This is a genomic window from Amycolatopsis rubida, assembly GCF_900115345.1.
Classification (GTDB): domain Bacteria; phylum Actinomycetota; class Actinomycetes; order Mycobacteriales; family Pseudonocardiaceae; genus Amycolatopsis; species Amycolatopsis rubida.
This window is the reverse complement of sequence record NZ_FOWC01000009.1, coordinates 147,487-161,473: the sequence shown is the minus strand read 5'-3', so window position 1 is coordinate 161,473 and position 13,987 is coordinate 147,487. Positions and strand designations below refer to the sequence as shown.

The 13,987-nt window shown below is 68.0% G+C and carries 15 protein-coding genes; 9 read left to right on the top strand and 6 right to left on the bottom strand.

The window, feature by feature from the left end; genetic code table 11:
- Positions 1 to 20 precede the first annotated feature (20 nt).
- Positions 21 to 1,370 (top strand): MFS transporter, encoded by a 1,350-nt coding sequence (locus tag BM362_RS30215; protein ID WP_093575422.1) that lies wholly within the window; start codon positions 21 to 23, stop codon positions 1,368 to 1,370.
- Here the strand turns inward: BM362_RS30215 and BM362_RS30210 are convergent.
- Positions 1,291 to 2,160 carry an SDR family oxidoreductase gene (locus BM362_RS30210; protein ID WP_093575421.1) on the bottom strand — a complete coding sequence of 290 codons (870 nt, stop codon included), beginning with the start codon at positions 2,158 to 2,160 and terminating at the stop codon, positions 1,291 to 1,293. The genes BM362_RS30215 and BM362_RS30210 overlap by 80 nt on opposite strands.
- Before the next feature lie 72 nt (positions 2,161 to 2,232).
- Positions 2,233 to 2,739: a pyridoxamine 5'-phosphate oxidase family protein gene (locus BM362_RS30205; RefSeq protein ID WP_093575420.1), complete on the bottom strand. Its 507-nt coding sequence runs from the start codon at positions 2,737 to 2,739 to the stop codon at positions 2,233 to 2,235.
- Between the two features lie 345 nt (positions 2,740 to 3,084).
- On the opposite strand from BM362_RS30205, the gene BM362_RS30200 reads away from it, so the two are divergent.
- From BM362_RS30200 to BM362_RS30185, 5 genes are all read left to right on the top strand, one after another.
- Complete coding sequence (locus BM362_RS30200; RefSeq protein WP_244287333.1) at positions 3,085 to 4,296, top strand: LCP family protein; 1,212 nt, start codon at positions 3,085 to 3,087, stop codon at positions 4,294 to 4,296.
- Between the two features lie 110 nt (positions 4,297 to 4,406).
- On the top strand, positions 4,407 to 5,675 hold the full coding sequence (gene ftsW / locus BM362_RS30195; protein ID WP_067575395.1) for a putative lipid II flippase FtsW: 1,269 nt from the start codon (positions 4,407 to 4,409) through the stop codon (positions 5,673 to 5,675).
- 10 nt (positions 5,676 to 5,685) lie between these two features.
- Positions 5,686 to 6,048: a hypothetical protein gene (locus tag BM362_RS48450; protein ID WP_208865386.1), complete on the top strand. Its 363-nt coding sequence runs from the start codon at positions 5,686 to 5,688 to the stop codon at positions 6,046 to 6,048.
- Positions 6,049 to 6,083: 35 nt separating this feature from the next.
- Entirely contained in the window at positions 6,084 to 6,467 is a 384-nt protein-coding gene (locus tag BM362_RS48445; protein WP_208865385.1) for a helix-turn-helix domain-containing protein, read from the top strand.
- Between the two features lie 46 nt (positions 6,468 to 6,513).
- A complete protein-coding gene (locus BM362_RS30185; protein WP_093575553.1) occupies positions 6,514 to 7,311 on the top strand; it encodes an SDR family NAD(P)-dependent oxidoreductase in 798 nt (265 codons plus the stop codon).
- On the opposite strand, the gene BM362_RS30180 is transcribed toward BM362_RS30185, so the two are convergent.
- Both BM362_RS30180 and BM362_RS30175 read right to left on the bottom strand, forming a co-directional pair.
- On the bottom strand, positions 7,308 to 8,474 hold the full coding sequence (locus tag BM362_RS30180) for an AAA family ATPase (protein WP_093575418.1): 1,167 nt from the start codon (positions 8,472 to 8,474) through the stop codon (positions 7,308 to 7,310). The two genes, BM362_RS30185 and BM362_RS30180, sit on opposite strands and share 4 nt — an antisense overlap.
- Positions 8,468 to 9,436 carry an RNA polymerase subunit sigma-70 gene (locus BM362_RS30175; RefSeq protein WP_202507368.1) on the bottom strand — a complete coding sequence of 323 codons (969 nt, stop codon included), beginning with the start codon at positions 9,434 to 9,436 and terminating at the stop codon, positions 8,468 to 8,470. Before BM362_RS30175 ends, BM362_RS30180 begins: the two co-directional genes overlap by 7 nt.
- 66 nt (positions 9,437 to 9,502) lie before the next feature.
- On the opposite strand from BM362_RS30175, the gene BM362_RS30170 reads away from it, so the two are divergent.
- The gene (locus BM362_RS30170; RefSeq protein WP_208865384.1) at positions 9,503 to 10,063 is read left to right on the top strand and encodes a TIGR03086 family metal-binding protein; all 561 of its coding nucleotides are present in this window, start codon (positions 9,503 to 9,505) and stop codon (positions 10,061 to 10,063) included.
- Here BM362_RS30170 and BM362_RS30165 read toward each other — a convergent pair.
- Entirely contained in the window at positions 10,060 to 11,046 is a 987-nt protein-coding gene (locus BM362_RS30165; protein WP_420867558.1) for a methyltransferase, read from the bottom strand. The genes BM362_RS30170 and BM362_RS30165 overlap by 4 nt on opposite strands.
- Positions 11,047 to 11,302: 256 nt before the next feature.
- Here BM362_RS30165 and BM362_RS30160 point away from each other — a divergent pair, with 256 nt between their 5' ends.
- Positions 11,303 to 11,935 (top strand): TetR/AcrR family transcriptional regulator, encoded by a 633-nt coding sequence (locus BM362_RS30160; RefSeq protein ID WP_067575381.1) that lies wholly within the window; start codon positions 11,303 to 11,305, stop codon positions 11,933 to 11,935.
- A gap of 55 nt (positions 11,936 to 11,990) precedes the next feature.
- On the top strand, positions 11,991 to 12,665 hold the full coding sequence (locus BM362_RS30155) for a TetR/AcrR family transcriptional regulator (RefSeq protein WP_067575380.1): 675 nt from the start codon (positions 11,991 to 11,993) through the stop codon (positions 12,663 to 12,665).
- Here the strand turns inward: BM362_RS30155 and BM362_RS30150 are convergent, their stop codons facing one another.
- Positions 12,666 to 13,979, bottom strand: a complete 1,314-nt coding sequence (locus BM362_RS30150; RefSeq protein ID WP_067575378.1) for an MFS transporter — start codon at positions 13,977 to 13,979, stop codon at positions 12,666 to 12,668.
- Positions 13,980 to 13,987 lie beyond the last annotated feature (8 nt).

Here is a 13,987-nt window from a genome sequence, read left to right as displayed (position 1 = left end):
CAGAGAGAAAGGGAACTGTGATGCGCAAATGGGGGCCGTTGGCGGCGATCTGCCTCGGGTCGTTCATGTTGATCCTCGACACCACCGTGGTGACGGTGGCGTTGCCGGAGATGGCTCGCGGGCTGGGAGCATCGCTGGTCAATCTGCAATGGGTGGTCAACAGCTACACCTTGGTACTCGCCATTCTCGCGTTGAGCGCGGGCGCGATCGGCGACATCGCCGGACAGCGCAGGGTTTTCGGCGGTTCGGTTACGGTGTTCGCGGCGGCGTCGCTGGGGTGCGCGCTCGCGCCGAATGTCGGCGTGTTGATTGGCGCGCGGACGGTGCAAGGGATCGGCGGCGCGGCGATGATGGTGGCTGCGATGTCGTTGCTCGGAGCCAATTATGCGGGCAAAGAGCGAGGTGCCGCGTTCGGGATTTGGACGGCGGTGCTCGGTGGCGCTGGTGCGGCGGGGCCGTTTCTCGGCGGCGTTTTGACGCAGTGGGCGGGCTGGCAGGCGATCTTCTTCCTCAACTTGCCGTTGAGCGTGCTGACTCTGCTGCTGACCCGGACGTATCTGGCTGAGGCTCCGAAACGACCGGCTGGCACCCGGATCGACTTCGGCGGCATGCTGGCTTTCGGAATCAGCTCTGGCGCGTTGATCTACGCAGTGATCCAGAGCGCCTGGCCAGTGTTCGCCGTCGCGGCCGTGGCGTTGATTGTTTTCGTTGTGGTCGAACGACGAGTGAAGCACCCGATGCTCGACCTCGCGTTGTTCCGCCGGGCATCATTCGTGACTGTGCTGATCGTGGTCGTCGCGAGTTCTTTCGTCTTCGCCTGCCTGATTTACGCGTCAATCTGGCTGCAATCAGCAATACACCTCAGCCCGGCCGGGACGGGACTCGCGCTGATTCCTTTGGCGGCAACATCTTTCGTCGCTTCACTGCTGATCGGCAAGCGGCTGCACGCGGTTTCGCCAGGAATCGTCCTCGGACTCGGCGCCCTGCTGGCGACTGCTGGCTGCGGGCTGGAGTGGATCCTGCTCGACCGCGACTCGACGTGGCTCGGCCTGCTTCCCGGACTGATCGTGACGGGTGCCGGGATGGGGATCGCGGGACCAGCTGGCAGCACCGCGATCCTCAGCGCGGTTCCGCAGGACCGTGCGGGAATGGCGTCCGGTGCCATGGCTACGTTCCGGCAGCTCGGCCAAACCCTCGGCGTCGCTGTCCTCGGGCTGGTCTACGCCGCCACCGCGGACCTCGGCGACGTCTTCCTGGTCACCGCCGGGCTCAGCCTTGTCGCCGCAGTGCTCAGCTGCCTGGTGCTTCCTCGAAACAATGCCGGTGCGCCGTCACGAACTCGCGGAAGCTCCGCGGCCGCTGACCGGTGACGTCCGCGACCGTGGAAGTCACGGTTTCCGCGCCACCGTCCAGGTACGTATTGCACACCTCAACCAGCGCTCTGGCGTGAAACGAGGACATTCCGGCTTCGGCTAACGCGGAAAGTGCTTGCTCGTTCGACATTCCGCGGTACGCGATCGGACGGCCGAGCACTTCGGACAGCACTGCCGCGGCCTCGTCGTACGTCAGCGCCTCGGGACCGCTGAGCGCGTACGCCTTGCCTGCGTGGCCGTCCTCGGTCAGCGCCCGAAACGCCACGCGGGCAATGTCCTCGGCGTCCACGAAGGCGATCGGACCGCGAATCAGCGGGCTGGCGAAGAAACTCCCGGACCGGATGGTTCCGGCCCAGTTTCCCGAGAACGTCTGGAGATAGAAGTTCGCCCGGAGAAAGGTCCAGGACAGCGGCGAGGTTTCCAGCATCCGCTCGACCGGACGGTGCAGCCGGGCAATCGGCGTGAGTTCCTCGTCCGCCCGCCACAGCGACTGTTTCACCACGTGCGAGACCCCGGCGGACACGGCGGCTTCGACCATAGTGGACTCGTTGCCGGTCTGCCCGGGGCTCATCGCGCCCAGCAGGAACACCTTCGACACTCCGGCCAGCGCCGGTTGCACAGTAGCCGGATCGGACATTTCGATGGTAACCGCGTCGATTCCGTCCACGGCGGCTTTCGTTGCCTTCTCCGCGGAATGATAAGCGGCCCGGAACGGCACCTCGGCCGCGCGCAACTGCTTGACCAGCGCCGATCCCACATTGCCGCTCGCACCCGTCACCAGGATCATGCGCTCCGCCTTCGCGCGTCGAGGGAATCACGTTCGCGTGTAGACGATTCAGTGTAGTGGATCAGCGACCGGCTACCCGGCGTTCGCCTCCGCTCGCGCTCGCCGCCGCACCAGTTCCTCGACCGCGGACGGCAACGTGGTCTCGAAGTCGATCAGTTTCGCCCAGGTCGGGGTGACGACGATGCGGACCATGCCCTCGACGTAGAGGGAGCGGATTTCGGCCTCCCATTCGACGCGCTGTTCGGCCGTCATCTCGTAGGAACCGTTTATTTCCAGGTACTCCTGCGGGATCCCGTCGACATAGTCCAGTTCGGCGCGCCCGCGCACGAGCAGGATCTTCGGCGGGTGCGACTCGGTGTCGATCGTCAGCGCGACCATCGGATTCGCCCGCAGCGACGGCAGTTTCGGAGCGTTCTTGGTGGTGCACAGGACAACCTCGGCACCATTCCAGCTGAACGCGATCGGGATGCTGCGCGGAGTGCCGTCCTTCGCGACGTAGGCCAGCCGGGTCAGGTCGCGGGCGAGCAGTTCACGGCTGAGCGGGCGGTTCAGGACTTCGGCGACTTCCTGCGGTTCCATCGCGGTCTCCTTCTCAGATGCGGTCAGATGCTGCGGGGACGGAGCCCGGACGGCGTTCTCGACATCAGCCCGGCAGTGACCTGGGTCACCTTGATAACTAAAACACTTGTACAATTGATTGACAGTTGTCCGGCCGGTGGCGTTGAGTAGCCCGCGAGCCGGGAAACGCGGGGAGGTGAGGGCGATGCGAGCCTGGGGCGAATCTGCTCCCGGCGATGGCGCTCGTCGCCGGGAAGCTCGTCCACCTGGCTCTGGGTTAACTCTGCGTGAGCTTCCTTCTCAGCGTGTCCACAGCGAGTGTGCAGAACAGTGGTTAACCATGACGCCCCGGCACCGGAAGGCCTGATGACCGACCCTCACGACAGACGTGGCGTCGCTGCCCGCGCCGCGGCCCGGCGAAGGCGAATCACCGGCCGGGTCGCGCTGGCCCTCGCGGCCGCGTTGACGCTCTCGCTGACCGGGTACGGCTGGGCGGCCTACCACGGCGTCGTGTCCGGGCTGCAGGTTTCCGACGTGCTCGACGGACAGTCGACCTCCAGCGGCGGCGACACCAACATCCTGATCATGGGCCTCGATTCGCGGCTCGACGAGAACGGCAACCCGCTGCCGAAGGACATCTACAACTCGCTGCACGCCGGGGATCAGCAGGACGGCGGCTACAACGCCAATGTGCTGATGCTGCTGCACGTCCCCGGCGACGGCGGCAAGGCCACGTCACTCTCGATTCCGCGCGACGATTACGTTCCGCTGGCGGGCTGCCCGGACAACGTGTGCAAGGGCAAGATCAAGCAAGCCTACGGGCTGGCGTTCGACGAAAAGGCCAAACAGCTCGTCTCGCGGAATGCCACCGACAAATCCCAGCGCGAGCAGCAAGCCAGGGACGCGGGCCGCCGGGCGGAAATCGACACCGTGCGGAAATTCCTCGGCGGCGTCCCGATCGACCATTTCGTCGAGGTCACCCTCGTGGCGTTCTTCGAGATCGCCCAGGTCGTCCAGCCGATCACGGTGTGCCTCAACGAGGACACCCAGGACAGCTACTCGGGCGCGAATTTCCACGCCGGCCAGCAGGAGATCAGTGCCGAACAGGCCGTCGAATTCGTCCGGCAGCGCCGCGACAACGTGCATCCAGCACTCAATTTCACCGACCTCGACCGCGAACGCAGGCAACAGGCGTTCATCTCTTCGCTGGTCTATCAGCTCAACCAGGGCGGAACCTTCACGGATCCGGCGAAACTCCAAGGGATCATGGACGTCGCGAAGCAGAACACCGCGGTCGACAGTTCACTGGACCTGCTCGCGCTCGCGAAACAAGCGTCCAGCCTGACCGGCGGGAAGGTCAGTTTCGTAACCCTTCCGGTCGACCATTTCGGCAAGAGCCCGTCCGGCGAAGACGTCAACTTCGTCAATACCGGGCAAATCCAGTCCCTGGTCGCGCGACTGCTCAGCGGTGCTCCGGTGCCGACGCCGGCCGCGTACGTGACCCCGATGACGCACAGCAGCGGCGCTCCCGCTCCCCCGCCGGCGCTGAGCGGAGGCGGAATCCCTTGTGTGAAATAACTTCAGCGACGGAAACCCGCGCGCCTCGGTGTCCTATCCGGACGGTTAGGGCATAATCGGCCCGGCGCGTTCACTCCCGCGCCCGAAAATCGGCGGACGGCGGTGCGCGAGTGGCTACGACACGGAACAGACGGACCCGGGTTCCGGTCGCGATCGTCGGCTGGCTCTCCCGGCCGCTGGCGTCGTTCCACCTCGTGCTCGCGCTGTGCGGTCTGCTCACGCTGCTCGGCGTCATCATGGTGCTGTCGGCGTCTTCCGCGCAGCCGGGCGGCGTGTACAGCACGTTCCAGAAGCACGTCATTTTCGTCCTCGTCGGCCTGGTCGCGCTGTGGGCCGGGCTTCGGCTCCCGTTGCGGCGGATCCGGTCCCTCTCGCCGATGCTGATGCTCGTGACACTGGCGATGCTCGCGCTCGTGCTCACCCCGCTCGGCGCGAAGGTGAACGGGGCGCAGCGATGGTTCGCGCTCGGACCGCTGACGCTGCAACCGGTCGAGGTCGCGAAGGTCGCGTTGACCTTGTGGGGCGCGCACATTCTCGTGGTGAAAGCCCGGCTGCTGCACCACTGGCGGCACCTGCTGGTCCCGCTGGTGCCGGTCGCGCTGCTGATGTTCGCCCTGGTGATGGCGCAGCCGAACCTCAGCGGGACGATCTCGCTCGGCATCGTGCTGCTGTCGCTGCTGTGGTTCTCCGGCGCGCCGGGACGACTCTTCGCCGCGCTGCTGGCCGGCGGCGTCGGCGGGTTCGTGGTGCTCGCGCTGATCGCGGACTACCGGCTCGCGCGCGTGCTGTCGTTCCTCTCCCCCGACGCGGACACCTCCGGTGCCGGATACCAAGCGGTGCAGGCGCAGTACGCCCTCGCCGAGGGCGGGTTGTTCGGCGTCGGGCTCGGACAGGGCGCGTCGAAATGGAAGTACCTGCCGAACGTGCAGAACGACTTCATTTTCGCGCTGATCGGTGAGGAGCTCGGCTTCCTCGGCTGCGCGGTCGTGCTGCTGCTGTTCGGTGGGCTCGCGCTGGTCGGCCTGCGGATCGCGACGCGCAACCTCGACCCGTGGATCCGCATCGTGGCCGCGACGATCACCGTGCTGCTGGTGGCGCAGGCGGCGGTCAACATCGGGTACGTGGTGAACGCGCTGCCGGTCACCGGGGTGACGCTGCCGCTGGTGTCCTACGGCGGGACGTCGCTGATCGTGACCATGTTCCTGTTCGGCGTGCTCGCCAGCTGTGCCCGGCACGAACCCGCGGCAGTGGCGGACTTGAACCATCTCGGGCCGGGAAAGATCGGGCGGATCCTGCGGTTGCCGGTGCCGGAGCCGTACCGGCCGGTCCGGACGCCGGGGAAGACGACTCGCGCACGACGACCCGTTCGGCCTCGCTGACTCTTACACCGTGGAGAACCCTGTCTGGGAGGTCGCGCGGCCCAGTCACGCGGGCCCGTTCCCCCTTGGCGGATTCCGGCACCGGACGGGCGGGACGGTCGAGCTGCGGGTCGTGCCGCATCCGGCGATCACGGTGGTGCTGGAGTTCGGCGACGGCAAGCTCCTTCTCGACGACGGCGCGCAGCACGGCAGTTTCGTCGCCGGGCTCGCGCCGCGCGGCGTGCGGATCCGGGAGAGGGCGTCGCATGCGTCGAAGTCCGGTTGCCGCCGCTCGCTGCTGCCGGGTTGGGTACTGGGCCCGCGGAACTGGACCGGACGGCCGGGCTGGCCGAACTGTGGGGCCGGGACGCCGATCGGCTTCGGGACCAGCTGAGCGAAACCGGTTCATGGGACACTCGGTTCGCGCTGGTGGAAGCCGCTTTCGCCCGCCGGATCTCAGCGGTTCCGGCGGCGGATCCCGAGGTTGCGTGGGCTTGGCGGCGGATCGTCCAGAGCCGCGGCCGGGTGCGGGTCGAGTCGCTGGCGGCCGAGTTCGGGTGGAGCAGGCGGCGGTTGTGGGACCGGTTCCGGGCGCGGGTCGGAGTGCCGCCGAAGCGAGCGGCGAAGCTGGTGCGTTTCGACCATGCCGCGCGCCGGCTGGCGGCCGGGGCCAGTGCGGCCGAGGTCGCTCCCGGGTACGGGTACGCCGACCAGTCGCATCTGCACCGGAATGTCGTGGCGTTCGCCGGGGTGAGGCCAGGTGTCCTGGCCGGTGACCCGGGGTTCGCGGCGGATCGCAGCGCGTTCGCCTGAACATTTGTGCAATACCCGCCGGTTCCACTCGCGGCTCCCTGCGGGCATGCCGAAAAAACTGCGGGGCGCGAAGACCTTGCTGACCGGAGCGACCGGCGGAATCGGCCGGACGCTCGCCCGCACACTGGCCGCGCACGGTGCCGATCCCGTGCTGACCGGACGCCGGGCCGAACTGCTCGAACCGCTGGCCGCGCAGGTGGGCGGCCGCGCGGTTCCGGCTGACCTCGCTGATCGTGGTGCGGTCGAGGAACTTCTCGCTGCTGCTGGGGAAATCGACATCGTCGTCGCGAACGCGGCACTTCCCGCGACCGGGTTGCTGGCCGGCTATTCACTCGACCAGGTCGACCGGGCGCTTGAGGTGAACCTGCGTGCGCCGGTCGTGCTGGCGAAGCTGGTCGCCGAGCAGATGCTCGCACGGCGGCGCGCGCACCTCGTCTTCATCTCGTCGCTGTCCGGGAAGACCGCGTCCGGGCAGGCTTCGCTGTACAACGCGACGAAGTTCGGGCTACGCGGCTTTGCACTCGCGCTGCCGGAGGACTCGCGCCCGTTCAATGTTGGTGTGTCGTCGGTGTTTCGGGGTTACATCAGCGATGCGGGCATGTTCGCTGATTCGGGTGCGATCTTGCCGCCCGGCGTCGGTGCCCGGACAACGGACGACGTCGCGCGGGCGACGGTGCGGGCGATTGAACGCGACATTGCCGAGATCGACGTGGCTCCGTTCGGGTTGCGGCTGACGGCGCTGCTCGGCGGGATCGCGCCGCGGTTGGCGGCGGCGGTGCAACGCCATCTCAGTGCGGAGGCGATCACCGAGCAGCTGGCGGAGGGGCAGCGGACCAAGCGCTAGCGTTTCGGCCAATGCCAAGCCGGTTGGTCCAGCCGTCCCTGTCCAGCGACCACCGTCGCGCCGAAATCCTTCTCCAGTTCCAGTACCGAGGCGTCCTCGAGAAACCGGACCAGCAGCTGGGAATGCGACACCACCAGCAGCTGCGTCTTCTTCGCCGCGGCGGTGATCAACGCGGCCAGCGCTGGCAGCAGGTCCGGGTGCAGGCTGGTTTCCGGTTCGTTCAGGACCAGCAGCTCCGGCGGGCGCGGGCTCAGCAGCGCCGCGGCCCAGAGCAGGTAGCGCAGGGTGCCGTCGGAGAGTTCGGCGGCGCTGAGCGGGCGCAGCAGGCCGTGTTGGTGGAAGAGGAGGTCGAAACGGCCGTCGGTGACGGCTATTTCCACGGACGATCCGGGGAAGGCGTCGTCGATCGCGGTGGTCAGGGCGTCGGCGTCGGTGGATTCCTGGATGGTGCGCAGAGCCGCGGCCAGGTCGCCGCCGTCGTGGTCCAGAGCCCAGGTGCGGGTGCCGATGCGGCTTTGCCTTCCCGGGGCGTCGGCGTCGGTGCGGAAGTGGTCGTAGAACCGCCACCCGCGGACTCGGTCGCGGACGATCAGGAGTTCCGGGCACCGGCGCGGGTCGGCGAATTCGCTCAGCATGCTGTCAGTGAGGCCGATCGAGTGCCCGCTCTCGACCCAGGATCCGGACTCGTCGCGGATGCGGACTCTCGTGCCGGAGCGGTCGGCCAGCAGTGCGGACGGGTGCGGTACCGGGCCGTGCCAGACGCATTCGCGTTTGTATTCCGGGTCCAGGTTGAAAGCAGTTGGAGAGGGCTCGCGACTGGGCACGGGCAGGCCGAAGTCGAGGGCGTAGCCGAATTCGTCGCCGGAATAGCCGAGCCGCAGCCCAACCGAGGTGGTGCGCTGCACGGGTTGCACCGGTGACCGTCCCTCGCGAACGGCTCGGCCGATCTTCTCCGGACCCGCCCACAGCGTCGAGGGCAGACCGCCTTCTCCGGCCAGAGCGGCGACCGCGCCGTTGCGTCCCGCGTCGGCCAGCAGCCGCAGCGCGCGGTACAGGCTGGACTTGCCGGTGCCGTTCGCGCCGACGATCACGGTGAGCTGCGACAGCGGCAGCACCAGGTCACGCAGCGAGCGGTAGTTCTGGATCGCCAGGGTGGTCAGCACACCTTCACCTCCGCGGGCAGGCCGAAGCGCGGGAACAACTCGGGTTCGAGGAACCAGGTGACGGTGCGGATGCGGTCGCCCCACGGCGCGAGGACGAGGATTCCGGCGGGACACCCCACCGTTCCGTCGGGTTCGGTGAGGTAGCAGGCGAAGGCCGGATGGGTGTTGGCGCGGGTCGGGAACAGGCGGAACCGTCGAGTGCCGCGCCACTGCCCGAACCTGGTGAGGAACGCGGTGATGGCCTCGCGGCCGACGTATTCGTGCGGGGCGGGCGGCATAGCGAGCCAGCCGTCGTCGGTCAGGAGGGCGACTACGCCTTCGACGTCTCCCTCGCTGAACGCGTCCGCGAACCGTTGCGCGATCTCCCGTTCGCGTGGTGCTGGCGGAGCGGGTTCGACGGTCTGCCGCAGCTTGGCTCGCGCGCGTTGCAAGGCGCCTTTGACCGCGGTGGAGCTGGTCTCCAGCAGGTCGGCGACCTCGGCGGTCGAGTAGTCGAGTACGTCCCGGAGCAGGAGGACAGCGGCCTGGCGCGGCGGGAGTTTCTGCAGGGCCGCGACGAACGCCAGCTCGAAGGTTTCCTTGGCGCTGTAGTGCGCGGCGGGGTCGTCCGGCACGGGCTGCAACCAGGTCACCTCGGTGCGGCGCGTGGGCTCGGTCGGGGTGAACGGCGGCGACGGTTCGGCCGGGACGCGACGGCCTGCGTCGCGGAGGGCGTTGAGGCAGCGGTTGGTGGCGATCCGGTACAGCCAGGAGCGCACCGAGGCGCGACCGGCGTAGCCGTCCAGCCCGCGCCAGGCGGCGAGGAGCGTTTCTTGCAGGAGGTCTTCGGCGTCGGCGAGGGAGCCGAGGATGCGGTAACAGTGCACTTGCAGCTCGTGCCGATAGGGCTCGACCAGCTCGCGGAAGGCGTGCGCGTCTCCGGCCCGTGCGCGATCGAGAATGTCCTGGCCCACCTCTGGCATCCTGCCATCGTTCCGTTTCCCGGGCGGGCGGTGTCGGTACTGGTGGCCCCTGAGAAAGGCGAAACGATGAACCCTGTCGACGATCTGGCCGCGGTCCTGGACTCCACCAGCGCGCTGGTCGCTGGCGTGTCTCGCTGGGACGCGCCGACGCCGTGCCCGGAGTGGACGGTCCGCGAGCTGGTGAACCATCTGGTCCTCGGACACCGGCTGTTCACCGCCGTCCTGCGCGGCAAGGAGGGCGGCTCGCTGGACCCTCATACCGCCGAGGCGCTCGGCGGCGATCCGGTCTCGGCCTATCGGGACGCGGTTGCCGGTCTGCTCGCGGCGTTCCGGCAGCCGGGGGTGCTGGAGCGGACTTTCGAGATCCCAGCCGGGACGGTTCCGGGGATCGCCGCGCTGCATCTGCGGATCGTCGAGGAACTCGTGCACGGCTGGGATCTCGCTCGCGCCACTGGGCAGGAGGCGAAGTTCGAGGATGCCTTGGTGGAGCGGGAAATCGCGTTCAGTGCGGCGAAACTCGCTGACCTTCCGCCGGAGCGGAGCCCCTTCGCGCCGCCGGTGCCGGTCGCCGAGGACGCGCCGCCGTTGGATCGGCTGGTCGCGTTGCTCGGACGGTCGCCGAGTTAGGCGACGCGGAATTCCAGGAGGCCTCGTTGTTCGGTCAACGGGGTCGCCGATTCCACAACCAAACCTGTCGAATCGGCGAGAGCACGGAATTCTTCCACACGTCGTTCACGGCCACCGAAATGGACCAGCATGACCAAGTCCATTTCGGTGCGCGCGTGAATTCCGCTGACCGCTTCGATGGCGAGAATCCGCCCGGACCGGCCTGCCGCTTCCGCACACCGGTTCAGGATGCGGCGGGCGTTTTCGTCGTCCCAGTTGTGCAGGATGTCCACCAGGACATAGGCATCCGCGCCAGCCGGGAGCGGACCGAAGAAGCTGCCGCCGCGTACCTCGACCCGGTCCGCGAGGCCGCGGGCGGCGAAGGCGGCGCGGGCCTCGCTCGCGGTCGGTTCGAGGTCGATCAGGTGGGCGCGCAGTTTCGGGTTTTCTTCGAGGATTGCGGCGAGCAAATCTCCTCGACCGCCGCCGACGTCGACTACCGCGGCGAAAGAAGACCAGTCGATTCCGGCGACCACTTGCGGTATCTCCGTGCGGAACCGGTTGGTCATCTGCTGGTCGAAAGACTTCCGCAGATGCGGTTGTTCGGCGAGATCGGCCCAGAAATCCCTGCCATAACGGCGGGAGTAAGCCGCCTCGCCGGTCCGGATGCTGTGCGCCAGCTCGACGAAAGCGAGTTCGGCGCGACCGGCGGCGCGGTCCAGGTGCAGGAGGTTGGCCACGCCGTTTTCCTTGTCCTGGCAGAGATTCGCGCCGTACGCAGTCGTCAGGTAGCCCTCGTCGGTGCGCTCGACCACGCCGAGGGTGACCAGGTGGCCGAGCAGGACGTCGAGCGCGATCGGCGAGAGATCCAGTTCTGCTGCGACGTCGTCGACAGTGCCAGGAGCGCGCAGCCGGTCGGGCAGGCCGAGCGTCACCGCGACTCGCAACGCCATCGGGGTCGCCAGGCTGGCAGCACGGAGGAGGCGGTTCGCGTCATCACTCACGTGACTCCACTTTGCCAGCCTGGTCAACGGGCTTTCCTGGCTATGCGGCGGCCCGGCGGTTCACCGAACAGGTCGGCGAGCCTCCGATGGCCTGCCTTTCACTGGCGGCCGAACTGCTCCGCACCACATCGATTCTCCCTGCGAGACAACGAAATCCTAGGCCGGACGACCTCGGCAGATGATCCGGAGCATTTCGTCCGCTTAGCCAAGCTAGCCTAAGCTGACGGGCAGTGTCCAGGCACCGCGAGGAGAACCGATGTCCCGCCCGCGCAAGGTCCGCAAGGACGCGGAGGCCAACCGTGAACGGCTGCTCGCCGCGGCTGCCGCGGCGATGCTTCGCGGAGGCCGGCATGTCCCGCTGGCCACCATCGCCGCCGAGGCCGGTCTCGGGATCGGCACGCTCTATCGCAGCTACGCCGACCGCGACGCGTTGCTCCAAGCGCTGGAGCACCGCGCGTACGGCCTGCTCAACAGCCTGCTCGACCAGCTCGACGACGACAGCACCGGCCTCAACCAGGTCCGCCGCTACCTCGAAGGCACCGTGGACATCGCCGACCAGCTCGTCCTTCCGCTGCACGGCGCACCTCCGCTCGGCACACCGGAAGCGGTAGCAGCCCGAAAGTCAATTTACCGACGGCTCGAATTCTTCCTCGCGACCGGCCGCGAGGACGGCACCATCCGCGGTCCGGTCAACGCCACCGATCTCCTCGCGTTCAGCACCCTGCTCACGCAGCCGAAGGCGTCCGTTCTCGACTGGGCCCACCTGGCGAGACGGCAGATCGCGCATTTCCTCAACGGCCTCGCGGCCGAGGGGCCGATCGAAGTGCCTGGCCCCGCTGTCGAGCGCGACGACGTCGAGCGAGCCTTCGAAGGCCGGACGAACAGTTAGAACGTCTTCCGAACGATCGGCCATGTTACCGTCGGGCGTCGTCAAGGAGGTGGGGATGCCCGCAGCAGGCACCCGCAAACCGATGCGCGAACGGTTCCGCGAGCAGGTGCGCGAGGAGGTCAAATCCGCCGCACTCGACCAGCTCACGGCCGGGGGCGCGCAGGCGATCTCCATCAACGCCATCGCCAAGCAGCTCGGCGTGTCCGGGCCGGCGCTCTACCGCTACTTCTCCAGCCGCGACGAACTGCTGAACGTCCTGGTCATCGACGCGTACAACGACCTCCGCGAGGCCATGGCGCACGCACTCGACACCGACGCACCCGACACGGAAGCGCGGATCCGGCTGCTGGCCGCCGCCTACCGGGGCTGGGCGCGGAAAGAGCCGCACCGGTACGAATTGCTGTTCAAGGCACCGTTCCCCGGCTACGACGCGCACGCCAAGCCGCTCGCCGACGCGGCCCGTGCGCTGATGGGCGTGGTGCTGGGGGTGTTGCACCACCTCGATTCCGCCGCCGAGGCGAGGCCGACCGCCTACGAGAACGAGGAAGTGCTCCTCGCGCGGCGGGCGAACACCGAGAACCACCAGCTGGCGGTCGCGTTGTGGTCGCGGCTGCATGGCTTTGTCAGCCTCGAAATCGGCGGTGGCTTCACCGCGATGGGCCTCGACGCCGACGCGTTGTTCGAGACCGAAGTACAGGTGCTGACGGACCGGGCCCGCCGCGCCAGCTGATCACCGGCGAGACGCGCGCGGCTTCGCCCCCAACGCCACTGCCAGCACGGCTCCGGCGACCATGCACGCGCCGACGACCCACAAACCGGTCCGCTGCGTACCGGTCAGGTCGCGCAGCCAGCCCGTCACGTACGGCGCGACGAACCCGCTCAGGTTGCCCAGCGCGTTGATCAGCGCGATCCCGCCGGCAGCCGCCGCGCCGGACAGGAAGTTCGAGGGCAGCGCCCAGAACGTCGGCAGCGCCGCGCACACGCCCATCGCGCAGATGGTCACCGCGGTCATGGTGGCGTAAGGGTTTCCGAGGTACAGCGCGACCGGGATCGCCGCGCCGCCGACGAGCATCGGCAGCGCGACGTGCCACGTCCGTTCCCCGGTCCGATCGCCGTGACGCGCCCACGGGACCATCACCAGCGCACCCGCGACGTACGGGATCGCGTTCACCAAACCCGCCTGCAGCACCGTGAGTTTGGTGCCGAACTCCTCGCCGAACCCGGCGATGATCGTCGGCAGGAAGAAGCCCAGCGCGTACAGGCCGTAAACCACCGCGAAGTACACGAACGCGAGCCCGAGGATCCGCGGGTGCGTGAGCGCTTTCCGCAGCGGCCAGTGGTGTTCGGCTTCGGTGGCCCGGCGTTCGGCGTCGAGTTCGCTGGTGAGCCAGTCGCGTTCCTCGGCCGACAGCCACTTCGCGGTTTCCGGCCGGTCGCTCAGGCAGAACCACGTGACGACGGCCAGCAGGATCGCCGGAACGCCTTCCACCAGGAACATGAACCGCCAGCCGGACAGGCCGAACACGCCGTGCCCGCCGCTGATCAGCAGGCTGGAGACGGTCGAGCCGATCGCGCTCGACACCGGCACCGCGCACATGAACAGCGCGACTGCCTTCGCCCGCTGCGCCGCCGGGAACCAGTACGTCAGATACAAAATGATGCCTGGGAAGAATCCCGCCTCGGCGACACCGAGCACGAACCGCAGCACCACCAGCGTCGTGGTGTTCGGTACGAACGCCATCGCGACGGCCACCGCGCCCCAGGTGATCATGATCCGCGCGATCCAGCGGCGCGCGCCGAACCGGTGCAGCGCGAGATTGCTCGGCACTTCGAGGATCAGGTAGCCGATGAAGAAGATCCCGGACGCGAGCCCGAACGCCGTCGCGGTGAGGCCGAGTTCCTTGTTCATCCCGTTCGGACCGGCGAACCCGATGTTGACCCGGTCCAGGTAGTTGACGAAGTACAGCAGCATCAGCAGCGGCATGACCCGCACCGCCGCCTTGGCCATGACCCGGTTGCCCAGTGCGCTCGTCTTCGTCGGCATGTCCGGAT